The organism is Streptomyces kunmingensis, from assembly GCF_039533535.1.
Lineage (GTDB): Bacteria > Actinomycetota > Actinomycetes > Streptomycetales > Streptomycetaceae > Streptomyces > Streptomyces kunmingensis.
Map to the genome: position 1 here is coordinate 355,683 of NZ_BAAATS010000017.1, position 23,062 is coordinate 378,744.

Below are 23,062 nucleotides of genomic sequence, written 5' to 3' on the forward strand. Positions count from 1 at the left end.
GGCGCGGAAAAGACGAGAAATCGAACGCGGGTGAGGTGTGTCCAGACCCGCGTAAAGGAACGAGTGCGAGGTTGTTCTCAGTGGTTGCCAAGTACGAGAAGTGTGCGTTCGTCGTCGAGCAGGACCTTGCCGCCGGGCTCGCGATGAACACCGTGGCGGCGCTCTCGATGTCCGTCGGCCGGTTCGTCGAGGGCATCGTCGGCGACGCGGTCAAGGACGCCGACGGTCTGACGCACACCGGGATCACCGCGATCCCGCTGCCGATCCTGAAGGGCGCGGCAGCCGACCTGCGGGACATCGTGCTGAAGGCGGCCGGCCTCCCCGACGTCTTCGTCGTCGACTTCACCGCGGTGGCGCAGTCCTCGCGGAGCTACGACGAGTACACCGACCGCACGGCCGGGCTGCCCACCGCCGAACTGCCCTACGTCGGGGTGGCCGTCTGCGGCAGCAAAAGCGCGGTCAACAAGCTCACCGGAAGCCTGCCGTTGTACCGCTGACATCCCCCATCGACCCGAGGGAAGCATGTTCACCGTCTTCAACGAAGAACTCGACAGGACCGCGCGGGAGATACGCGACCGGCACCAGGCGTTCGCCGCGAACACCTGGTCCGACGAGGAGCTCGCCGCACATCAACTGCACACGTTCCGGGCCACGTTGGCGTACGTGAAAGAGAAGTCACCCTTCTACGCGAAGCACTTGGCGTCGGTGGACCCCGACGCGCTCACCTCTCTGGACCCCGAGCAGCTGGCCTCCGTACCGTTCACGACCAAGGACGACCTGCGGCGCGAGTTCGAGAACGTGCTCTCGCTGCCCCTGTCCAAGGCGTGGATCTTCTACGAGACCACCGGTACCACCGGCCGCAGCACGCCGTGTCCGCGGGACAACACCGACTCGCTGCACAACAACACGGCGCTGACGGTGTACTACGACACGATCTTCCGGCAGTTCGGCGACGAGCAGGTGATCGGCGTCTCGGGCCCGACCGAGCTGCACGCCTTCGGCGACACCTTCGGCGACGTCTGCCGCAACCTCGGGCACGCGGTCGCCAAGATGTGGCCGCACTCCCCGATGGTCGGCTACGACCGCGCCCTGGAGACCCTGCGCGTCCTGCCCGCCACCGGCCTGTTCAGTACGCCGGGCATGGCCCTGTCCCTGGCGAAGAAGGCCTACGCGGCCGGCCTGCACCCGCGCCGGGACTTCCGCCTCGACGTCGTGATGTGCACGGGTGAACTCGCCTCCCCCAGCCTCCTGGAGAACATCGGCGAGGTGTGGGGCGCCAAGGTCTACAACGCCCTCTACGCCTCCCAGGAAGCGTCCGTGATGGGCGCGGCCGGTGCCGACGGCGCGCTGTACACCGCCCCGCTCCTCAACCTGTACGAGGTGATCGACCCGGACACCGGGCGCGCGGTCGCCCCGGGCCCCGACGGGGTGCGCACCGGAGAGCTCGTCGTCACCTCGCTCTACCAGGGCAGCAAGCCCCTGGTCCGCTACCGCACGGGCGACCTGGTGCGACTCGGCCCCGCCGCCGCGGACCGCACGCTGCCCGCCCCCACCCTGGAGGTGCTCGGGCGGACCCGCGACCTCCTGACGATCGGCGGCAGCCACATCAGCGGCTACGACCTGGAGGAGCTGCTGCTGTCCCACCCCAGGGGCTACCTCGACTACCAGATCATCATCGACGAGGCCGACGGGCAGGACGAGCTGACCCTGCACCTGGAGACGCCCCCCGACGACGAGGGCGTACGCATCGACGAGACGGTGATCGCGCGGGCGGTGCGCGAGCGGCTCGGCGTCCCGACCCGGTTCGCGTACGGCCCCGTCGGCAGCGTCACCACGACCGGCGCCATGGTCAGCTGGAAGGCCGCCCGGGTGGAGGACCGGCGCTCCGCTCCGGACCAGGAGCGCGCCGCCGCCCTCGCCGTGGCCGGCGGGAGGGCCCAGTGACCAGCGCCGTAGCCACAGACACGAGTACGGCGGCGCCGGCCATTGCCGCGCTGGCCTACCACGACGGGGAGTTCGTGCCCCTGGCGCAGGCCCAGGTGCCGGTCACCACCCAGGCACTCCAGTACGGCACCGGCGTCTTCGAGGGGATCCGCGCCTACGCCCAGCAGGACGGCACCCTGGCCGTCTTCCGCGGCCACGACCACTACGCGCGCCTGCTCAGAAGCGCCCGGACGCTCCGCATCGACGTGGGCCTGGACGTCGAGCAGCTGTCCGGGGTGACCGCCGAACTGCTCCGCCGGATCGGCGCGGGCGGCGACACCTACATCCGCCCCCTGGCGTACAAGCGGGCGCTGCTTCCCGGGACGCCGCCCGGCGTCCAGCTCACCGGAGTGTCGGACGCCCTGTCGATCAACGCGTTCCGGATGGGCTCCTACACGGACCGGAGCGGCATCCGCGTCGCCATCAGCTCCTGGCGCAGGCCGGAGTCCGGAGTGCTGCCCGTCCGCGCCAAGGTCACCGGCGGCTACGTCAACAACGCGCTCGCCGTCGACGAGGCCCGGGCCGCCGGGTACGACGACGCCATCCTCCTCAACAGCCGCGGCCAGGTGGCGGAGGCCAGTACGGCCAACGTCTTCGCGGTGGTCCGGGGCCGGCTGGTCACACCGCCGGTCACGGCCGACCTGCTGGAGGGCGTCACCAGGGACACGGCGGTCACTCTCGCCGCCGAACTGCTGGGCGCCGGGACCGACTTCCACGACCTGGCCCGCGACGACCTCTGCAACGCCGACGAGGTGTTCCTCACCGGGACCGGCGCGGAGATCGTGCCCGTGACCGAGATCGGCGGCCGGGCGGTCGGGGACGGTGTCCCCGGGCCGCTCACCACCGCGCTGATGACCGCGTACCACGGTGTGGTCCGCGGCGAGGACGAGCGATATCACCACTGGCTCCAGGCCGTCGGCCCCGCCGACGCCTGACCGCCGTCAACTCCAGGGGGGACTGCATGACTCAGGCAGCAGGATGGATAGACACCGTTCTGACCGCCGGCCCGGCGGTCGAGACCATCGGCACGCTCGGCCCGGCAGGCACCAGCAGTGAGCAGGCGGCGCTGTACCTCTGGGCCGACCACGGCCGCGGCGGACCGCCGGACATCGCCCTGTACGACACCTACGAAGAGGCGGGCACGGCCCTGCGCACGGGCGCCGTCAGCCATGTCGTGCTCGCCAACGCCTACGCGGCGGTGCACAGCTTCTACATGGACCCGTCGCTGCAGTTCGCGGGGGCGTTCCTGTTCGACACCCCGCTCTACGGCATCGCCGGCTCCCCGGGCCGCCGGATCCCCGACAAGGCCCGGATCGCCACGCACCCGGCGCCGGTCGCGCTGGTCGAGGAGCTCCTGCCGAAGCAGTACTCGGTCGCGGAGATCCGCTACGCCACCTCCACCAGCGCGGCGGCCGAGCAGGCGCGGCGCGGGGAGACCGATCTGGCCCTCACCACGCTGCCGGCGGCCAAGGCCAACGAGCTGGAGTTCATCTCCCGCACCCGGCCGATCCGCATGCTGTGGTCGGTCTTCACCCTCGCCGCCACGGAGTCCTGAGAGCCATCCGAGAGACGGGAACCCCATGCTCCTGATCGACAGCGCCACCGTGCGCGAGCTCTACCCGGTCGAGCGCGCCCTCCCGGTGATCGCGGAGGCCATGCGGCGCTACAGCGGCGGACAGGTGGAACTGCCGCTGCGCACCATCCTGCGGCCCGAGAAGGACACCGGACTGCTGGGCACCATGCCGGGCTTCGTCGCCGGGGAGAACCTGGCGGGATACGGGCTCAAGGCCATGGTGCTCAAGCCCGAGAACCCGGCCCGCGGTCTCCACCTGCACATCGGCGTCGTCCTGGTCTACGACCCCGACACCGGGGCCCCGCTGGCGATGATGGACGCGGGTGCGGTGACCGCGGTGCGGACCGCCGCCGTGTCCGGCGTCGCCACCGAGGCGCTGGCGCGGCCCGACGCCGGGGACCTCGCCGTGCTCGGCTCGGGCGTCCAGGCCCGCAGCCATCTGGAGGCCATGCGCCTCGTCAGGACGTTGCGCCGGGTCCGGGTGTGGAGCCGTACGCCCGAGAACGCGGACGCCTACCGCGTCTGGGCGGCCGAGGAGCTGGGCATCGAGGTGGAAGTGGCGCCCACCGCGGCACAGGCGCTGGCCGGCGCCGACCTCGTCTGCACGACGACGGCGGCCAAGGAGCCCGTCGTCGAGGCGGCGGATCTCGCGCCCGGCGTCCACGTCAACGCCGTCGGCGCCTCCTTCATCGACCACCGCGAGCTGTCCTCGCAGGCCGTCGCCGCCTCGTCCTTCTTCGTCGACAGCCGGGAATCGGCGCTCGCCGAGTCGGGGGACCTGCGCGGGCCGCTCACCGAGGGCCTGGTCGGACCCGGGCACATCCAGGCGGAGCTGGGCGAAGTACTGCTCGGCGAGCATCCCGGACGGCGCGGGAGCGAGGAGATCACCGTCTTCAAATCGCTCGGTCTGGGCGTGCAGGACATCATGTCCGGCTTCGCCATCGCCGAGGAGGCGGCGGCCCGGGGACGGGGCCGGACCTTCGAACTCGGCTGACCCGCCCGCGCCTTAGCCAAGGAGGAAAGAAACGTGCGCCCCACCCCGCCCTCGCCGCGCGCCGTGCTCGGTGACATACCGGCCTACGTACCGAAGCCGCCGCGGCCGCCCGCCACCGGCACCTCGCACCGGCTCTACCTGAACGAGAACCCCTATCCGCCGCTGCCCTCGGCGCTCGCCAGGATCTCCTGGGCCGCGGCGCAGACCAACCTGTACCCGGGGATCTTCCCGGAGCGGCTGACGGACGCCGTCGCGCGCAAGCTGGACGTTCCGCTGGAGCACGTGCTGACCGGCCCGGGTTCGGTCGGCATCTATCAGCAGATCGGGCAGGCGATGCTCTCGCCGGGTGACGAAGTCGTCTACGCCTGGCCCTCGTTCGAGGCGTTCCCGATCGTCGTGCGGATGGCCGGCGCCGTCCCGGTGGAGGTACCGCTCAGCGACGAGACGCACGACCTGGAGGCGATGGCCGCCGCTCTCACACCGCGGACCACGATGGTGCTGCTCTGCGAGCCCAACAACCCCACGGGCACGGCCGTCGGCGCCGCCGAGCTCAAGCGGTTCCTGGACCGGGTGCCCAGCCATGTCCTGGTGGTCCTGGACGAGGCCTACTTCGAGTTCTCCCGCTCCCCGGACGCGCCGGACGGCGTCGAACTCCATCGCGACCGGCCCAACCTGGTCGTCCTGCGCACCTTCTCCAAGGCCTACGGACTTGCGGGGCTGCGGGTCGGCTACGGGGTGGCCCATCCGGAGATCGCCGCAGCCCTGCGCAAGTGCGCCGTGCCGTGCGGGGTGAGCCGGATCGCGGAGGAGGCGGCCCTGGCCGCGCTGGACGCGGAGGACGAACTCTTCGAGCAGGTCGAGCGCGTCATCGGGGAACGGGAGCGGCTGCGCGCCGCCCTCGGCGAGCAGGGCTGGGTGCTCCCGCCGAGCGAGACGAACTTCCTCTGGCTGCCGCTCGGCGAACGCTCCGTTCCGGTCGCCGCGGAACTGGAGCGCGGCGGGCTGCTGGTCCGCTGCTTCCCCGGCACCGGGCTGAGGATCACGGTCGGCAGCCCGGCGGCGAACGATCAGCTGATCGCCGCCCTCGCCGGTCTCACATCGGCTCGATGACGTTCTTCCGCAGATGCCCGTAGACGACCGAGGTGCGTACGTCCGCCAGCTCTTGCCGTTCCGTCAGCTTGTCCAGGACCACCGAATGGAGATGGTCGGCGTCGCGCACCGCCACATGGATCAGGAAGTCGTCGGTGCCGGTCAGCACGAAGACGGAGAGCACCTCCGGCATCCGCGCGACGAAGTCCTGGAACTGCTCGATGACCGCACGGGTCGGCGGCCTGACCCGCACCGCGATCATCGCCTGGAGCCCCCTGTTCAGCGCGGTGAGGTCCACCTCCGCGTGGAACCCGAGCAGCGCGCCGCGCTCCCGCAGGGCGCGCACGCGCTCCAGGCACGTGGAGGGTGCGATCCCCAGTTTCTCCGCGAGGTCGCGGTTGGTGCGCCGACCGTCCTGCTGCAGAAGCCGCAGCAACGCCGAATCAAGTTCGTCCATGTTCCCGCACGCTCCCCGGCAGCCGAATTATGTTCGGTAATGGTGCCTTAGTTCTGTCTATATTGCTAGCCTTACCGGGGCGAATCCGCTGATGGTTCGCTTCTCTGCCGCGCACTCCGGGCGGAGCCGGGGAGTGGCGGTGGAAAAGGGGAGGCCAGCAGTGGACGAGGGGAAGGCCAGGGCCTGGGCGATCTGCGCCGTCGTGGCGGCGGCGCTGTTCTGGAGCAGTTCCTACGCGGTGACCAAGGAAGTGCTGTCGGACGTCGGGCCGCTGAGCATCGGCGCCATCCGCTTCACACTCGCCGCCGTCCTGCTGGGGATCATGGTGCGCATGCGCCGGAACGGGGCCGCGCGGCCGGACGCCCGGCAGCGGCGGCTGATCTACCTCAGCGGACTGCTCGGCATCACGGCCTACTTCGTGCTGGAGAACATCGGCGTGGAGCTGTCCACCGCCTCCGACGCCTCCCTCATCGTGGCCACGTACCCGCTGATGACCATGCTCCTGGAGCTGGTGATCTTCCGGATGAGGATGCCGCTCTTCCGGGTCGGCGGCGTGCTGCTCGCCACGCTGGGCGCCTTCCTCGTCGTACGCAACGGAGCGGAGGTCGGCGGCGGCGGACGCTGGCTCGGCGACATCCTGCTGCTGCTCGGCGGCCTGGTGTGGGCCGGGTACAACGTGCTGGCCAAGTCCGCGGGCCGCGGCCAGGACTCGCTCAACCTCACCTACTACCAGACCATGGCCGGCGCCGGCGGCTTCCTGCTCGCCTCGCTCCTGGAGGCCGGGGACTGGCGGATGCCGGGCACCACGTCGACGGTGCTGCTGGCCTATCTGGCCGTCGCGTGTTCCGTCGGCGGCTTCCTCCTCTACAACTACGGCCTGAGCCGCATGACCTCGAGCGTCGCGGTCAACATCCTCAACCTGGTGCCCGTCTTCGGTGTCCTGGGCGCAGTGGTGATCAACGGGGAGTCGGTCCGGCTCCCGCAGGTCCTCGGCGGCGTCATCATCATCGCCGGTGTGGCGCTCGGCATGGTCGAGCGCAGAACTCCCGTACCCGCGCCGCCAGTTGTCGACCGCACGCCGGTCGGTTAACTGTCCGCCGCGCCCCTACCAGTTGAGGTGGTCGCCCCGATGCACGCAGGAGCGGAAGGGACAACCGCGCCCGAGCGGCTGGACGATTCCTTCTTCCAGGATCCGCAGGGCCTGTTCGCGCGGCTGCGCTCGTCCTCGCCGGTCACCCCGGTCATCACGACCGAAGGCGTACGCGTCTGGCTCGTCACCCGGTACGAGGACGTGCGCGCCGCCCTGGCCGACCCCCGGGTGGCCAAGGACTGGGTGGCCCACATGACGCCCGAGGACTTCGACATCAACGTCGACCCCGTGCAGGCCTACCTCGACCAGCACATGCTCAACCTCGACCCGCCCGACCACACCCGGCTGCGCCGCCTGGTGGTGAAGGCGTTCACCCCGCGCCGGGTGGCCGCCCTGCGACCGCGGATCTCGGCCGTCACCGACGAACTCCTGGACGCGATGGCGGACGGCCCCGCGCAGACGGAGTTGATCGAGGCGTTCGCGTTCCCGCTGTCGGTGACCGTGATCTGCGAACTGATCGGCATTCCGGTCGGCGACCGGGCATCGTTCCGCGCGTGGTCGGAGACGCTGCTGTCCTCGCGGGGCACCCGCAAGGAAGCGCGCGCGGCCGCCGTCGCCATGTACGAGTACTTCACGGGCCTGGTCACACAGCGCCGCACCCAGCCGGCGGACGACCTGCTCTCGGCGCTCATCGCAGCCCGCGACTCCGGGGACTCGCTCTCCGAGCACGAGCTGCTCTCGATGATGTTCCTGCTGCTCGTCGCCGGGCACGAGACGATGCTCAACCTGATCACCAACGGAACCCTGGCGCTGCTGACCCACCCGGGCGAACTGAAGCGGCTGCGGGACGACCCCGCGCTGCTGCCCTCGGCGGTCGAGGAGCTGCTGCGGTACGCGAACCCGCTGAACCACGCCACCGAACGGTTCACCCTGGAACCGGTGACCATCGGCGGCGTCACCGTCCCCGCCAAGGAATGGGTCATGCTCGCCTCGGCGTCGGCGAACTGGGACCCGACCCGGTTCCCCGACGCCGACCGCCTCGACGTGGACCGGGACCGGTCGGGCCACCTGGGCTTCGGGCACGGGATCCACTACTGCCTCGGCGCGCCCCTGGCCCGCCTGGAGGGCGAGATCGCGTTCGGCTCGCTGCTGGCTCGGTTCCCCGAACTGCGGCTGGCCGTACCGGAGTCGGTGCTGCGGTGGCGGCCCTCCAGCCTCATCCACGGGCTGGAAGGCCTCCCGGTCCGGCTGCGCTGAGCCGTGCCGCTTCCGCTTCCGCTTTCGCTTTCGCTTTCGCTGAAGCCTGGTTGCGCCGCGGCTACCGCACCGGGCTGGGCTCCAGCAGCGTCCTGCGCACGACCGCGGCCACCTCGTCCGGAGCGTCGTGGTGGTAGAAGTGCCCGCCGTCGAAGACCTCTGCACGGAAGCCGGCCGAGGTCAGCTCCTGCCACGCGCCGAGGCGGTCCAGGCCCACGCCGGGGTCCTGACGGCCGCCGAGCGCCGTGATCGGGACCGGCACCCGCAGCGACGCACGCGGGCGCGGTTCGTACGTCTCCCACACCGTGAGGTCCGCCCGGAGCAGCGGAAGCAGCAGCTCCACCAGCTCCGGCACGGCGAGCACCTCCGCAGAGGTCCCCTCCATCGCGGCGACGGCCGTGATCAGCTCCGCGTCCGTCTTCTCGTGCAACAGGGGCCCCACGAACGGCAGATGCGGTCCGCCGAGCCCCGAGACGAACAGATGGCGTGGAGGTTTGCCGAGTGCGGAGAGCGCGTGCGCCAGTTCGTAGCTGAGCAGCGCGCCCATGCTGTGCCCGAACAGGGCGTAGTCCGGCCCCGCGCGGCTCGCCAGGGGGCCGGTCAGCTCGCCGACCAGCTCCGCGGCCGAGCGGCGGGCCGGCTCTCGGTGGCGGCTCTCCCGGCCCGGCAACTGCACGGGGATCACCTCGATGCCCGGGGCCAGCGCGTCGGGCCAGTCCCGGTAGGCCGAGGCACCGGCCCCCGCGTGCGGCAGGCAGAACAGCTGGACCGCGTCCGCGTCGAGCACGAGCGGGGGAGCCGATACCGGCCTGCACGGCGGGAACCACGTCTCGTCGGTCGCCCACGTCTCGCCGGTCGTCCCCGTCATGAACGCGCTTCCCTGATGTGGTCGGCGATGCCGCGCGCCGTGGGGTCCTCGAAGAACTCCGCCAGCGTCATGGCCACGTCGAAGCGCCGGCCCACCTGGGTGAGCAGCCGGATCGCGAGCATCGACTGGCCGCCGGCGTCGAAGAAGTTCTCCTCACGGCCGAAGTGCGGCACGTTCAGGAGCTGCCCGATGAGGGCGGTGATCTCGTCGTCCAGCTCCCCGGTGGCGGCCCCGGCCGTCACCGGCGAGGGCTTCTCCGGGGCCGGGAGCCGCGCCCGGTCGATCTTCATGTTGGCGTTCTTCGGCAGCTCGGGGAGGCGGATCAGCCGGGCCGGGACCATGTACTCGGGCAGCCGGTCCCGCAGGAACGACAGCACATCGTCCGTCTCCGGCGCCGTCCCGGCGGCGGTCGTCACGTAGTAACTGACGAGCGACTTGTCCCCGGTCTGCGCGTCGGTGTCGGCCACCGTCACCGCTTCCGCGACCGCGGGGTGCTGGAGAAGCGTCGCGTCGACCTCGTTCGTCTCGACCCGGAAACCGCGGACCTTCACCTGGAAGTCGGTCCGGCCGAGGAAGTCCAGTGTGCCGTCCGGCAGTTGGAGGACCTGGTCGCCGGTCGCGTACATCCGCATCCCGGGCTCGGTCGCGAAGGGGTCGGGGAGGAACCGCTCGTCCGTCAGGTCCGGACGGTCCAGGTAGCCGCGCGCCACGGCGTCGCCGCCGATGTAGAGCTCGCCGGGCACCCCGGCCGGCCGGGGTCGCAGCGCCTCGTCGAGGACGTAGCACGTGGTGTTCGAGATGGGGCGGCCGATCGGTACGCGCAGCTGGTCCGGGGGCATCGGCGTGACGTGGTGCGCGGTGGCGAGCGTCGTGCATTCGGCCGGACCGTAACCGTTGAGCAGCGTGCAATTCGGCAGCGCGGCGACGGCGTTGGCCTGGCTCACGCCCATGACGTCGCCGCCGACGAGCACCTGGGAGACCGTGGCGAACGTCGCCGGGTCGTCCGCCGCCAGCTGGTTGAAGAGCGGGGTCGCCACGACCATGGTGTCGATCCGCCGCTCGCGCAGGGCTCTCGCCAGCAGACCGGGCGAGAGGATGGTGTCGCGGTCGAAGCCGATGAGCTCGGCGCCGTTGAGCAACGCCCCCCACACCTCGATCGTGGCGGCGTCGAAGGACGCGTTCGAGATCTGCGCCACCCGGTCCCCCGGGTCGAACCGGAGGTAGTCGACGTCCCGCGTGCGCTGGGCCACGTTGAAGTGCGTGACGCAGATGCCCTTCGGCGTACCGGACGACCCCGACGTGTAGACCACGTAGGCGAGGTCGTCGGGGGTCGCGCCGCCGTCCACGCGGGCGTCGTGCGCGGCGCTGTCCCACACCGCGTCCCCGAGGTGCCCGGCGACCGTGAGCACCGGGATGCCGAGGCCGCTGGGGTCCTCGCCGCCGGCCTCCGCGAGGAGCGCCACCGGCTTGGACTCCTCCAGGACCGTGCGTGAGCGGGCGGCGGGAAGCGCCGGGTCCAGCGTCAGATAGGCGCCGCCGGCCTTGACGGTGGCGAGCATGCCCACGACGAGGCTCACGCTGCGCTCGGCCCGGATCGCGACCAGCCGGTCGGTCTGCACGCCGAGCTCCCGCAGCCGGGCGGCGAGCGAGTTGGTCACCCGATCGAGCTGCCGGTACGTCAGGGCGGTGGGGCCGTAGGCCACGGCGGGCGCGTCGGGACTGCGCACGACGTGCTCCGCGAAGAGATCGCAGAGCGAACCTGTGTCAGAGCGCGGCATGGGCGTGGATTCCTTTCTCGCCGAAGGACGCGTCCCGGTCGGTGTCGAGCGGCCGGCCGGTGTCGGCCGGGAGCCAGAACGGCATGACGTTCCCGACCTTCTCGATCATTCCGTGGCAGTAGGAGCCGCTGTGGTCGCGGCTCTGCGTCGGCATGAAGGGGTACTGGAGCCGCTTGTGCTCGACCTTGAACACGCCGTCCGCCGGCATTCCCTGGACCTGGACGGCGTCGGCCAGATCGGCCAGATACTCCGCCGGGACCTGGACGGTGTGGCTACGGGGCCCGTTCCCCAGCAGCCGGAGTTCCTGGAAGTCCTCGGCGCTCACGTCCATGGGCGTGTTGCTGTACATGTAGGGCCGGTTCAGCATGTCGATCTCGAACAGGGCCCGTACCTTGCTGTCGGCCCACCACGTCTGGCTCTCCGCGAAACGCCGCACGTGCCCGGTGAAGACCTCCCGGTGCTCGTGCAGTACGGAGTGGATGTAGTAGCCGTAGTTGTTCACGTCGTAGTAGTCCGCCTCGCGGATGGAGCGCTCCGCGTACCCGAGGACGGGGTCGTCCTCCCCCTGTTGCCGCAGGTACGCGGCGAAGGCGGCGAAGATGTCCTGGTAGCGCATTCCCCGCTGCTTCACGAGGTAGCGGCTCACGGCCCGGAGGCTGCGCGTGTTGTGCAGCGCGTGGAAGGCATAGAAGTAATACATGCCTTCGACGAATTCCGGTACGGAGACCTCTTTCGTGCCGATGACGACCTCGGCCTCGGCGGCACCGCCTCCGGCCGCCCTGCTCACGATCCCCATTTTCTCCGCGCTGTGGAAAATGGGGGTGTTGTTGAGGAGCAGATGCGGATACGCGATCACGGTCTGCGCCTCGTTCTCGCACAGGGTGCCGATACCGCGCCGGAAGGAGTCCAGGGTTTCCCCCGGCAGTGGCCAGATCAGTTCGATGTAGGAACTGATCTGCTTCTCGCGCAGGTCTTCCTGGATCTCGGCGAACGCGCTCAGTTTGATGTTGGAGCGGGCGATCAGATCGAGGCTTTTCGGCTCCAGGGTCTGCAGCGAGACGGGCTGGGAGGCGATGAGGTTGGCGTTCTGGAAGATGCTGGTGATCTCCGTGACCGCGTGCGGCTTGTTCTTCGCGGCGGAGAAGTAGACGACGTTCGGGGCCCCGTGCTCCAGTGCGCAGTCCGTGATGTGGCGGGAGATGTCGATGTCCCGGCTGAGCATTCCCCAGTTCGCGTCGGCGATGAAGAGGAAAAGTATCTCGTTCTCCGCCGTCCACTTGATCTCTTCGCGGACCCGCTCCTCGTCGAACCGGTGCACCCGGTCGTTGGTCGCGGCGCCCCAGAAGCAGAACCCGCAGTGGTAGGGGCAGCCGCGGTTCGTCTCCAGGATGGCGATGCTGTAGGCGGAGTCGAAGACCCCCGTCAGGAACGGCGAGGGCACGTCGTCCAGGTTCTTGATCCTGGACTGCTTCGTGGTCGTCACCAGTTCGCGGTCGCGGTAGAAGCTGAGTCCGTCGACCTCGTCGAGACGCGGACTCGATTCGGTCAGCGCCCGCAGGTACTGGGTGAAGGTGATCTCCCCTTCACCGTTGCAGATGACGGTCCGCTCGTCGGTGCTGTCCAGATAGCGCTGGGCCTGCGACATCACCTGAGGGCCGCCGAGAATGATGTGCGCGTCCGGCTTCGCCTGCCTGAGCGCCTTTATGAGGAACCGCACCAAACCCATGTTCCACACGTAGCAACTGAAGCCGTACACCTCGGCGTCCGACCTGAGAAGGTCCCGGGCTATTTCGTCCCGTGGCGTCTTCGCGACCGTCGTGTACCGCTCGAACAGATACGCGTCGCGCACCACGGAATCCGTTGTGGCATACGCCTGGAGATAGCCGGAGGCCAAGGGGGTCATGCGCTCGAAAACGGATAACTCAACGAGCAGAACCTTCTTCACTTCGCTCGCCTCTCGGGAGAGTGGAATCGGGAATTCCAGGCAGTTGGCCGGACTGCCGCGCGCCATGCTAGAGGATGAACGGAACATTCGGTGGAGTGCCGAATTTAGTTCGATGTCCGGAGAGCGAAGCGATTCAGGATGAACTTCGTTCGTTGCCGACGGGGCTTTCTCGAGGAGATCGTCGGCCGGCCGGCTCGACGGGCTACCGCTGGAGGCGGACCGCGGCCTCCCGCAGGACGTCGTCCCTCTTGCAGAAGGCGAAGCGCACCTGGCTGCGGCCGGCCTGCGGATCGTCGTAGAAGACGGAGTTCGGGACGGCGACCACACCGCACCGCTCCGGGAGGCCACGGCAGAAGGCCGGCGCGTCCTTCTCCCCGAGACCGGCGATGTCGGTCGTGATGAAGTACGTGCCCTGCGGGCGGAAGACCTCGAAGCCCGCCGCCGTGAGCCCGTCGGCGAGGATGTCGCGCTTGGCCCGCATGCCCTCGCGGAACCCGGTGAAGTAGGCGTCCGGCAGCCGCAGCGCCTCGGCGACCGCGTACTGGAACGGGCCGGACGACACGTACGTCAGGAACTGCTTCGCCGTGCGGACCGCCCCGACCAGCGGCGCGGAACCGGTGATCCAGCCGACCTTCCAGCCCGTGAAGGAGTAGGTCTTGCCCGCGGAGGAGATGGCGACCGTACGGTCGCGCATGCCGGGCAGGGAGATGAGCGGGATGTGCTCGGCGCCGTCGTAGGTCAGGTGCTCGTACACCTCGTCCGTCACCACGATCAGATCGCGCTCGACCGCAAGCTCGGCGATGGCCGTCAGCTCCACCCGCGTCAGCACCATGCCCGTCGGGTTGTGCGGGGAGTTGAGCAGCAGCAGACGGGTCCGGTCGGTCACCGCGTCGCGCAGCGCGTCGAGATCCGGGCGGAAGTCGGGGGCGCGCAGCGTCAGCGGGACGCGGGTGGCGCCGGCCATGCTGATGCAGGCCGCGTACGAGTCGTAGTAGGGCTCGAAGGCGATGACCTCGTCGCCGGGCTCCAGGAGCGCGAGCATCGTGGCGGCGATGGCCTCGGTCGCGCCGGCGGTGACCAGGACCTCGGTGTCGGGGTCGAAGGCCAGTCCGTAGAAGCGCTGCTGGTGCTCGGTGACGGCCGTGCGCAGTTCGGGGACGCCGGGGCCGGGCGGGTACTGGTTGCCCCGGCCGTCGCGCAGCGCCCGTACGGCAGCCTCGCGCACCTCCTGCGGGCCGTCGGTGTCCGGGAAGCCCTGCCCGAGATTGATCGCCCCGGTCCGCACCGCCAGGGCCGACATCTCCGCGAAGATCGTCGTCCCGAACCCGTCCAGCCTGCGGTTCAGCAGAGGCCTGTCGTTCATGTGCCCACCATCTCCTCGCGCTCGGTGCCGCTCGTGAACGTCCCATCCTGTCGGACGCGGGCTCCTCCTCCGCCGAGGGCCCGCGCCGAACCTCTGGAGTTGCTCAACTCTGCTTTGGCCGCGTACGGGCGAGGGCATCCCCCTGGCACGCCCGCTCGGGGCGCCCCTCGGGGGACTCGGGGGTAATCGGGGGAAGAGGAAGGAGGGCCGGTGATGGAGGTCGTCTTCATCGTGGTCTTCGTGGTCCTGGTCGTCGCCATCGTCGTCGGAACGGCCAGGGCGGGCGGGAGCGGCCACCCGCGTACGTCGAACAGGAGCGGCTCCCGCGGCAGGCGGGGCAGCAGGAGCAGCGGCAGGAGCAGCAGCTGGTGGGCCGGCGGGGTCGGCGGCACCACGGGTTCATCCGGTTACTCCGGTTCATCCGGTTCGTCCGGACATCACCATGGGCACCACTCGTCGTGCGGCGGCAATTCCTCGTGCGGCGGCTCGTCCTCCTCCTGCGGGGGCGGCAGCAGCAGCAGCTCCTGCGGGGGCGGAGGCGGGTGCGGCGGCGGCAGCTGACGCCGGGCCCGGGGTCCGGGACGTGCGGCCCGCTCGGAGGCGACTGACACGGGGCAGTCGGTCCGCGCGGACCGCACGCACGCACGTTCCCCTTGACACCCGGCAGTGGGGAGTTGGGCGCGAAAGGTGACGGCGGCAGTTGAACAGTTGAACTGTGGAGCCCTCGGGGGGATGGAAACCCTCCGAAGTTGGGTAAAAACGCTGTGAGGGCGTCGCCGCCCATGATTCCCTTCTAACCGTCAACTCAGCCCTCGTACTACGTACTCAACGCGTTCGCGTGGGCACGAGCCGGTCCCATTGGCGTAGCCGGCCCCCTCTCCCTTTGCGTGCTAGTGGAGCCGACCCATGCTCACGACCCTGAACACCGCCTACTCCGACACGAGCGCGGCCGATCTGGCCTGGACCCTGGGCCGCGAGCCGCTCCCCGCCCTCGCCACCCTCGACCTCGAACTCGCCGGGGCGACCCTCCAGTTGAGGCTTCTCGGCGCCTCCCACCAGGTGCTTCTCCAGGAGGAGCACGGCAGCTGCTCGGAGACCGTCGCCTGTATCCCCGGCAGCAGCACCCCGCTCCCCCTCGGCGTCGCCAAGCGCGTCGGCGACTGGGAGTACGAATTCGCCGCCCGCGTCGAACACCTGACGGACAGCCAGTTCGGCGCACGAGCACAGGAGTTGCTGGCCCTGGTCGCCGACCATCCCAACGGGCTGGCGGGCGTCTTCCCGGGCAGCCCGCACGCCTTCACGGCGATGCTCGCCCAGTACCACGAGGGCCAGGTGCAGTGGCGTACCTGGCACGCCTATCCGCAGGACGGCCAACTCGTCGCCACCCGCAGCAGGGTGGGCGTACGGGCGCCGGTCGCCGTCGCGCTGTAGACCGCCCCCGGCGGACACGGCGGAAGTATGCGCGGGATGCGCCGGTTCCACACGTGTGGGTGACGAGGCGGGGTCGAACGGTGACGTAGCGTTCCAGTCGTGATCGAACCGCACGTGTCCGCCCCGCCCGCGGGACCCGGAGTGACCCGGCCCGTGGGCGAGCGCGGCCGGGCGCCCCTCCCGGTGAAACCGGGCACGGGCCGGGCCCTCGTGCTCGTCTGCGTCTTCGTCTGCGCGGCCTGCGGGCTCGTCTACGAGCTCGAACTGGTCGCGCTCGCCACGTACTTCATCGGCGACTCGGTCACCCAGGCCTCCGTCGTGCTGTCCGTCATGGTCTTCGCGATGGGGCTCGGCTCGCTCGCCGCCAAGCGGCTGCGGCCGCGCGCCGCCGTCGGGTTCGGCCTGGTCGAGGCCGCGCTCGCGCTCGTCGGCGGCTGTAGCGCGATAGCGCTCTACGCGGTGTTCGCCTGGACCGGCGGCCGGGACGGGGCGTGGTCCGACGGTTCGCGCTGGCTCCTGGTGGCCTTCGCGCTCGGCATCGGCATCCTGATCGGCGCCGAGGTGCCCCTGCTGATGGTCCTCATCCAGCGGATCAGACGCCAGGACGCGGGCGGCGCGGTCGCCGACCTCTTCGCCGCGGACTACGTGGGCGCGCTGGTGGGCGGCCTCGCCTTCCCCTTCCTGCTGCTGCCCATGCTCGGCCAGCTGACCGGCGCGCTGCTGACCGGCGCGGTCAACGCGGTGGCGGGAGGCGCGCTCGTACTCGGCCTGCTCCGGCGGGATCTGAGCGTACGGGGCCGCTGGCTGCTGCTCGTCGCCAACGTCACGGTGCTGAGCCTGCTCGCCGCCGCCTGGGTCCTCGTCGACGACTTCGAGCGGGCCGCGCGGGAGGCCATGTTCGGGGCGCACGTGCGGGTCGCCGAGCGGACCGCGGTGCAGGAGGTCGTCCTCACCGGGGGCAGGCACGGCCCCCTCGACCTGTACCTCGACGGGCGGCTGCGGATCAGCGGCCGGGACGAGGCCCGCTACCACGCGGCGCTCGTCGGGCCCGCGATGCGCGGCGGCCCGCACGCGCGGGTCCTCGTCCTCGGCGGGGGCGACGGGCTCGCCGTGCGCGAGGTGCTCCGCCGTCCCGGGGTCCGCCGGGTGGACGTCATCGACACCGATCCCGGGGTCGTGCGGCTCGCCCGGACCGATCCGGGGCTGCGCGCGCTGAACCGGGGGGCGCTGAGTGATCCGCGGGTGCGGGTGGCGACCGGGGACGTGTTCGACGGACTCCGGGAGGCGGCCTCCCGGGCCCTCCGCTACGACGTGGTGATCTGCGATCTGCCGGACCCCGGCCGCGCGGACAGTACGAGGCTGTACTCGCAGGAGTTCTACGGGCTGGTGGGGCGGGTGCTCGGGGGGTCCGGGCGGGTGGTGGTGCACGGCGGTGACGTCCCGTCGGACCGGTTCCGGACGGTTGTGTCGACGGTGCGGGGGGCGGGGTTGCGGGTGGTGGCGTATCGGGGGGGTGGGGGTGCGGCGGGGTTTGTGGTGGGGGGGTGGGGGGAGCCGCGCATCGACGCGGCCCGCGTACTCCGACCGGGCCGGCCCGCCACCCCGTCGACGCTTGTGCATCCGCGCTACGGGGGCTGACCGTCCCCATCACCGCCGGTCCCGGCGCCGGCCGGCCACGCAGTTCCCCGCGCCCCTATAGACATGCGGCTTCGCCGCCCCGAGGGGTGGTTCGTCGCCCGCGGGCCCGGCGGTGGCTGGTCGCGCAGTTCCCCGCGCCCCCGAAGCATGCGGCTTCGCCGCCGCTCCATGAGATGGCGCACGCAGTGCGCATCTCAGGGGCGCGGGGAACTGCGCGAGCAACCACGATGGCGCCGCACCCGCAGAACAACCCGTCAAGGGGCGCGGGGAACTGCGCGAGAAGCCCCACCGGGCCCGCGCCCCGCGACGAAACCGGCAGCGCCACCCGCCCCCGGGCGAACGAAACCGAAGCCGCTCCGCCCAAGAGGGACCCCCGAAACCGACGGAGTCGCTACGCTCGGGTGGTATGGAGCATGAGGTGTTCGTTCCGGTTCCGGCGGAGTCCCTACGGGCGGTCCTCTGCGACCCCCTACGCGTGGCCCGGGCCCTGCCCGGGTTCCAGCGCGACGCGTCGGGTGAGGGAGGCCGCCTCAAGGTACGTATCGACGGGCACACCATCACGTACCGCGGCAGCGTCCGCGTCGCAGAGGCGCCCGACGGCTCGTACACGGTGACCGGCGAGGGGACCGAGGCCCGCGGCACGGGCGGCGTGAAGTTCGCGCTGACCGCCCGGGTCACCGCGGCCGACGGCGGCTCCGCGCTCACCTTCACCGGCACCGCCTCGGGTGACGGCCGTGTGGCCGATCTTCCGCAGGAGGCCGTGGTCTCGGCGGCCAACCGGCTGCTGAACCGTTTCGCCGGGAATCTCGGCGCGGCCGGCCAGGAGCCCGGCGCGGAGGAGGAGCCGGACGACGGGATCGATGAGGTCGACGAGGTCGACGGGATCGACGAAGTCGATGAGGAGGGGGCCGAAGCGGCCTCCGTCTACGACACCGACGTACCCCCGCCCTCCCTCGACCCTCTCTCCGACGAGTCCGCCGAGTTCGACGAGCAGACGTACCCCGAGCCCGGCGACGAGCGCCCCAGCGGCGAGCTGCCGCCCGAGCCCGCCGCCGCCCACGCCCGCCGCACGATGATCGGCCGCAGCGCCGAGGAGGTCGACCACGCCCCGCCGCGCGGCCGGTACGCCCCGGTGCCCGCGCCGGAGGGCGTCACGGCGAGCGCCACGCTGCGCTGGGCCGCCCCCGCCGCCGCGCTCGCGCTGGCCTCCGCGATCGTCGTCGGCCGGGCCCTGCGCAGGCGGCAGTAGGTGACCGCCGCATAGGCTCAGTCGTCGTGACGACTCAGGAAACGACGCTGACCGCGGGCGACGCGGAAGTGACCGTGGCGCCGGGCAACGGCTGCCGGGTGAGCAGCCTCAGGATCGCCGGTACGGAACTGCTGCGCCAGGGGGAGCGCTACGGCTGCTTCCCGATGGTGCCGTGGTGCGGGCGCATCAGGGACGGCCGGTTCCGCGACGGCGGGCAGGTCCACCAGATGCCGCTGAACTCCCCGCCGCACGCCATCCACGGCTTCGCCCGCGACGCCGAGTGGAGGACCGCCCGCGCCGGTGACACCGAGGCCGTGTTCACGTACGACCTCGCCGAGCCCTGGCCCTACTCCGGGCGGGTCACGCAGATCGTCGCCCTCACCGAGGACTCGTTGACGCTGACGCTCGGCATCGAGACGTACGGCGACTCGTTCCCGGCGCAGGCCGGCTGGCACCCCTGGTTCAACCGGCACCTCGAAGGCATCGACAACAGCGGCGACGTACAGATCGCCTTCGAGCCCGCCTGGCAGGAGGAGCGCGGCGACGACCACCTGCCCACCGGCCGCCGCGTGGACATCAAGCCCGGACCGTGGGACGACTGCTTCGGCATGCCGGACGGTGTCGATGTGACGCTGACCTGGCCCGGCGCGCTGGAAATGAACGTCAAGAGCCGTGAGCAGTGGGTCGTCGTCTACGACGAGCAGGAGGCGGCCGTGTGCGTGGAGCCGCAGACCGGGCCGCCGGACGGGCTGAACACCGCACCGCGCCTGGTCACCCCGGTCGAGCCGCTGGAGGCCAGCACCACCTGGTCGTGGCGGCGCCTTTAAGCTCTAGGCCATGACGACGAACGACGTGCGCGCGGCGCTGCTCCAGCAGATCAAGGACAAGGCCGTGGTGCACGGCAAGGTGACGCTCTCCTCCGGGCTCGAGGCCGACTACTACGTCGACCTGCGCCGCGTCACCCTCGACGGCGAGGCCGCCCCCCTGGTCGGGCAGGTGCTGCTCGACCTGACCGCGGACCTGGAGTACGACGCGGTGGGCGGCCTGACCATGGGGGCCGACCCCGTCGCCGGCGCGATGCTGCACGCCTCCGCCGCCCGCGGGAAGCGGCTCGACGCGTTCGTCGTCCGCAAGGCCGCCAAGGCGCACGGCATGCAGCGCCAGGTGGAGGGCCCCGACATCAAGGGCCGCCGCGTGCTCGTCGTCGAGGACACCTCCACCACCGGCGGCTCGCCGCTGACCGCCGTCGAGGCCGTCCGCGCGGCGGGCGCCGAGGTCGTCGGCGTCGCCACCATCGTGGACCGCGCGACCGGCGCCGCGGAGAAGATCACCGAGGGCGCGGGAGTCCCGTACCTCTTCGCCTTCGGCAAGGACGAGCTCGGCCTGGACTGATCCGGGCACCCGGCTCGCACGCAAGTCTGGAAAGATGGGGGCGACGATGATGTCACCCCATGGTGCTTGGTGAGGGTCGGACCACCGGTCGGGACACCTGAACTACCCAAACCCGCAATCGCGCGCTTCACGAGGAGTCGGCAGATGGCCATCGCAACCCCGGATCAGTACAACGAGATGCTCGACCGGGCCAAGGCGGGGAAGTTCGCCTACCCGGCCATCAACGTCTCGTCGACGCAGACCCTCAACGCGGCCCTCCAGGGCTTCGCCGAGGCGGAGAGCGACGGCATCATCCAGATCTCGACCGGTGGCGCCGAGTACCTCTCGGGCCAGGGTGTGAAGGACATGGTCGTCGGCGCCCAGGCCCTTGCGGAGTTCGCGCACGTCGCCGCCGCGCGCTACTCGAACAAGATCGCGCTGCACACCGACCACTGCCCCAAGGGCAAGCTCGACGGTTACGTGCGCCCGCTGCTCGAGATCTCCGCGGCCCGTGTGGCCAAGGGCCAGAACCCGCTCTTCCAGTCGCACATGTGGGACGGCTCGGCCGAGACCCTCGACGACAACCTGAAGATCGCCCAGGAGCTGCTCGCCAAGGCCAAGGCCGCGAACATCATCCTGGAGATCGAGATCACCCCGACGGGTGGTGAGGAGGACGGCGTCTCGCACGAGATCAACGACAACCTCTACACCACCGTCGACGACGCGGTGCGCACCGTCGAGGCGCTCGGCCTGGGCGAGAAGGGCCGCTACCTCCTGGCCGCCTCGTTCGGCAACGTGCACGGCGTGTACAAGCCGGGCAACGTCGTGCTCCGCCCCGACCTGCTCGCCGAGCTGAACGCGGGCATCGCCGAGAAGTACGGCAAGCCGGCCGGCTCCAAGCCGTTCGACTTCGTCTTCCACGGCGGCTCGGGCTCCACCCTGGAGGAGATCCGCACCGCGCTCGAGAACGGCGTGGTGAAGATGAACCTCGACACCGACACCCAGTACGCGTTCACGCGGCCCATCGCGGGCCACATGTTCGAGAACTACGACGGTGTCCTGAAGGTCGACGGCGAGGTCGGCAACAAGAAGACGTACGACCCGCGCGTGTGGGGCAAGAAGGCCGAGTCGAGCATGACGGCCCGCATCGTCGAGGCCTGCGAGAGCCTGCGTTCGACGGGCACCCGCATCAAGTAACACCTGTTCCAGCCCGTGTGCGGGCCCGGCGCCGCCTTTTCCGGGGTGCCGGGCCCGTGCCATGCCCGGAGGTGCCCGCAGTGACGCATGACGCCGGACCGTACGACTTCGACACGCCCGTCGACCGGCACGGCACCTGGTGCGTGCAGTGGGACGGCATCACGGACCGTTTCCCGGTGCCGGACCTGCTGCCGTTCACCATCTCCGACATGGACTTCGCGTGCGCGCCCGAAGTGCTGAGCGCGATCAACTCCCGTGTCGCGCACGGGGTCTTCGGCTACACGGACTGGCAGACCGACGACTTCCGCGGTGCGATACGCGACTGGTTCCGCGCCCGGTACGCCACCGAGGTCGACACGGACCGGCTCGTCTACGCCCCGTCCGTCCTCAACCAGATATCGCAGCTGCTGCGCATGTGGACCGGGGCGGGCGACGGCGTCGTCCTGCACACCCCGACCTACGACGGGTTCCGCAAGGCCATCACCGGGCTCGGACGGGACATGCGGACCGTCGGCGTCGACGACTGGATCGCTCTGGAGCGGGAGCTGGCGCGCCCCGACAGCCGCGTCCTGATCCTCTGCTCGCCGCACAACCCGACTGGGCACGTCTGGACGGACACCGAGCTGCGGCGCCTCGCGGAGCTCGCGGGGACCCACGACGTGGCGGTGATCAGCGACGAGATCCACGCCGACCTCACCCACGACGGGTACACGCACCTGCCGTGGACCCGGTACGCCGACGGGCTGCGCTGGGCGCTCGTCACGTCGGCGACGAAATCCTTCAACTTCCCCGCACTGAGCGGCAGTTACGGCTTCGTCGGCGACCCGGACGATCACGCCGAGTTCGTCCGGCGGATGAACACGGGTGAGGGGCTCGCGTCCCCGGCCGTGCTCACGCTCACGGCCCATATCGCCGCGTACCGCGAGGGCGGCGCGTGGCTGGACGCCCTGCGCGCGTACACGTACGGGAATCTGCGCCTGCTCGAGGAACGGCTCGACACGGCGTTCCCCGAACTCAAGTGGCGTACACCGCAGGCCGGTTACCTGGCCTGGATCGATCTTCGGCCGCTCGGCGTCACGACGGACGACGAGCTCCAGCGCGTCCTCGTCGAGCAGGAGAAGGTCGCCGTCATGCCGGGCGGCACGTACGGGGCGCCCGGCTTCGTCCGGCTGAACCTCGGCTGTCCGCGCGGCAAGGCGGAGGCGGGGATCGACGCGCTCGTCCGGGCCGTGCGCACCGTCACCGGGCGTGACTGACCACCTGCGTCCGCGGCCGCCGGCGGGAGCGGTCACCTGCGTTCGGGGCAACCGCCCGGATGGCGCAGACTGGAAACCATGAGCCTTCACGAGAACCTCCTCGGGGGACCGCCCCCGACCCATCTGCCCGACGACCCGGAGCCCCGCGAGCTGCTCGCGGGCGGGACGCCTCCGGCGGACGTCGCCGCGAAGTACCCGACCTCCTCGCTCGCCTGGGCGCAGCTCGCCGACGAGGCGTTCGATCGGGGCAGTGTCGTCGAGTCGTACGCCTACGCGCGCACCGGCTACCACCGCGGGCTCGACTCCCTGCGGCGCAGCGGCTGGAAGGGTCACGGGCCCGTGCCGTGGGAGCACGAGCCGAACCGCGGCTTCCTGCGCGCCCTGCACGCCCTGGCCCGCGCGGCCGGGTCCATCGGTGAGCAGGAGGAGTACGAGCGCTGCTCGCAGTTCCTCAAGGACTCCTCCCCGGCGGCGGCACAGACCCTGGGCTGAGCGTCACCCTGCGTGAGGCCCGCCTGTGGAC

22 protein-coding genes are annotated in these 23,062 nt (G+C 70.9%); 16 read left to right on the forward strand and 6 right to left on the reverse strand.

Annotated features, from left to right (window positions below):
* Positions 1-80 precede the first annotated feature (80 nt).
* From ABD366_RS21055 to ABD366_RS21080, 6 genes are read left to right on the forward strand one after another with little or no spacing between them, the layout of a single operon-like run.
* On the forward strand, positions 81-497 hold the full coding sequence (locus tag ABD366_RS21055) for a DUF2000 domain-containing protein (protein ID WP_324775231.1): 417 nt from the start codon (positions 81-83) through the stop codon (positions 495-497).
* 25 nt (positions 498-522) lie between these two features.
* Positions 523-1,944, forward strand: coding sequence for a phenylacetate--CoA ligase family protein (locus ABD366_RS21060; RefSeq protein ID WP_324775197.1), 1,422 nt, complete (start codon positions 523-525; stop codon positions 1,942-1,944).
* Positions 1,941-2,918 (forward strand): branched-chain amino acid transaminase, encoded by a 978-nt coding sequence (locus ABD366_RS21065; protein ID WP_324775199.1) that lies wholly within the window; start codon positions 1,941-1,943, stop codon positions 2,916-2,918. The genes ABD366_RS21060 and ABD366_RS21065 overlap by 4 nt, the downstream gene beginning before the upstream one ends.
* Before the next feature lie 26 nt (positions 2,919-2,944).
* Entirely contained in the window at positions 2,945-3,538 is a 594-nt protein-coding gene (locus ABD366_RS21070) for a prephenate dehydratase domain-containing protein (protein ID WP_324775201.1), read from the forward strand.
* A gap of 25 nt (positions 3,539-3,563) precedes the next feature.
* Complete coding sequence (locus ABD366_RS21075) at positions 3,564-4,550, forward strand: ornithine cyclodeaminase family protein (protein ID WP_324775203.1); 987 nt, start codon at positions 3,564-3,566, stop codon at positions 4,548-4,550.
* A gap of 33 nt (positions 4,551-4,583) precedes the next feature.
* Positions 4,584-5,660 (forward strand): histidinol-phosphate transaminase, encoded by a 1,077-nt coding sequence (locus ABD366_RS21080; protein ID WP_324775205.1) that lies wholly within the window; start codon positions 4,584-4,586, stop codon positions 5,658-5,660.
* On the opposite strand, the gene ABD366_RS21085 is transcribed toward ABD366_RS21080, so the two are convergent.
* Entirely contained in the window at positions 5,644-6,096 is a 453-nt protein-coding gene (locus ABD366_RS21085) for an Lrp/AsnC family transcriptional regulator (RefSeq protein WP_324775207.1), read from the reverse strand. The genes ABD366_RS21080 and ABD366_RS21085 overlap by 17 nt on opposite strands.
* A gap of 160 nt (positions 6,097-6,256) precedes the next feature.
* Between ABD366_RS21085 and ABD366_RS21090 the strand changes: the two genes are divergently transcribed.
* Both ABD366_RS21090 and ABD366_RS21095 read left to right on the forward strand, forming a co-directional pair.
* Positions 6,257-7,186, forward strand: a complete 930-nt coding sequence (locus ABD366_RS21090; RefSeq protein WP_324775209.1) for a DMT family transporter — start codon at positions 6,257-6,259, stop codon at positions 7,184-7,186.
* Positions 7,187-7,225: 39 nt separating this feature from the next.
* On the forward strand, positions 7,226-8,443 hold the full coding sequence (locus ABD366_RS21095) for a cytochrome P450 family protein (protein ID WP_324775211.1): 1,218 nt from the start codon (positions 7,226-7,228) through the stop codon (positions 8,441-8,443).
* Between the two features lie 61 nt (positions 8,444-8,504).
* On the opposite strand, the gene ABD366_RS21100 is transcribed toward ABD366_RS21095, so the two are convergent.
* The 5 genes from ABD366_RS21100 to ABD366_RS21120 all read right to left on the reverse strand — a co-directional run bounded on the left by ABD366_RS21100 (position 8,505) and on the right by ABD366_RS21120 (position 15,008).
* Positions 8,505-9,311 carry a thioesterase II family protein gene (locus tag ABD366_RS21100; RefSeq protein WP_324775213.1) on the reverse strand — a complete coding sequence of 269 codons (807 nt, stop codon included), beginning with the start codon at positions 9,309-9,311 and terminating at the stop codon, positions 8,505-8,507.
* Entirely contained in the window at positions 9,308-11,089 is a 1,782-nt protein-coding gene (locus ABD366_RS21105; protein WP_324775215.1) for a non-ribosomal peptide synthetase, read from the reverse strand. The genes ABD366_RS21100 and ABD366_RS21105 overlap by 4 nt, the downstream gene beginning before the upstream one ends.
* A complete protein-coding gene (locus ABD366_RS21110) occupies positions 11,076-12,992 on the reverse strand; it encodes a cobalamin-dependent protein (RefSeq protein WP_324775217.1) in 1,917 nt (638 codons plus the stop codon). Before ABD366_RS21110 ends, ABD366_RS21105 begins: the two co-directional genes overlap by 14 nt.
* 244 nt (positions 12,993-13,236) lie before the next feature.
* A complete protein-coding gene (locus ABD366_RS21115) occupies positions 13,237-14,397 on the reverse strand; it encodes a pyridoxal phosphate-dependent aminotransferase (protein WP_324775219.1) in 1,161 nt (386 codons plus the stop codon).
* Positions 14,398-14,834: 437 nt separating this feature from the next.
* Positions 14,835-15,008: a hypothetical protein gene (locus ABD366_RS21120; RefSeq protein ID WP_324775221.1), complete on the reverse strand. Its 174-nt coding sequence runs from the start codon at positions 15,006-15,008 to the stop codon at positions 14,835-14,837.
* Positions 15,009-15,303: 295 nt separating this feature from the next.
* On the opposite strand from ABD366_RS21120, the gene ABD366_RS21125 reads away from it, so the two are divergent.
* The 8 genes from ABD366_RS21125 to ABD366_RS21160 all read left to right on the forward strand — a co-directional run bounded on the left by ABD366_RS21125 (position 15,304) and on the right by ABD366_RS21160 (position 23,031).
* Positions 15,304-15,828: a DUF2617 family protein gene (locus ABD366_RS21125; protein ID WP_324775223.1), complete on the forward strand. Its 525-nt coding sequence runs from the start codon at positions 15,304-15,306 to the stop codon at positions 15,826-15,828.
* Between the two features lie 99 nt (positions 15,829-15,927).
* Positions 15,928-17,466: a polyamine aminopropyltransferase gene (locus ABD366_RS21130; protein WP_344442246.1), complete on the forward strand. Its 1,539-nt coding sequence runs from the start codon at positions 15,928-15,930 to the stop codon at positions 17,464-17,466.
* A gap of 406 nt (positions 17,467-17,872) precedes the next feature.
* Positions 17,873-18,715, forward strand: coding sequence for an SRPBCC family protein (locus ABD366_RS21135; protein WP_324769987.1), 843 nt, complete (start codon positions 17,873-17,875; stop codon positions 18,713-18,715).
* 26 nt (positions 18,716-18,741) lie between these two features.
* Positions 18,742-19,542, forward strand: coding sequence for an aldose epimerase family protein (locus ABD366_RS21140; protein ID WP_324769988.1), 801 nt, complete (start codon positions 18,742-18,744; stop codon positions 19,540-19,542).
* Positions 19,543-19,552: 10 nt separating this feature from the next.
* The gene (pyrE, locus tag ABD366_RS21145; RefSeq protein ID WP_324769989.1) at positions 19,553-20,107 is read left to right on the forward strand and encodes an orotate phosphoribosyltransferase; all 555 of its coding nucleotides are present in this window, start codon (positions 19,553-19,555) and stop codon (positions 20,105-20,107) included.
* 144 nt (positions 20,108-20,251) lie between these two features.
* On the forward strand, positions 20,252-21,283 hold the full coding sequence (gene fbaA / locus ABD366_RS21150) for a class II fructose-bisphosphate aldolase (RefSeq protein WP_324769990.1): 1,032 nt from the start codon (positions 20,252-20,254) through the stop codon (positions 21,281-21,283).
* An 80-nt stretch (positions 21,284-21,363) separates the two neighbouring features.
* On the forward strand, positions 21,364-22,539 hold the full coding sequence (locus ABD366_RS21155; protein WP_324769991.1) for a MalY/PatB family protein: 1,176 nt from the start codon (positions 21,364-21,366) through the stop codon (positions 22,537-22,539).
* Between the two features lie 78 nt (positions 22,540-22,617).
* Positions 22,618-23,031, forward strand: a complete 414-nt coding sequence (locus ABD366_RS21160; RefSeq protein WP_324769992.1) for a DUF3151 domain-containing protein — start codon at positions 22,618-22,620, stop codon at positions 23,029-23,031.
* Positions 23,032-23,062: the final 31 nt, after the last annotated feature.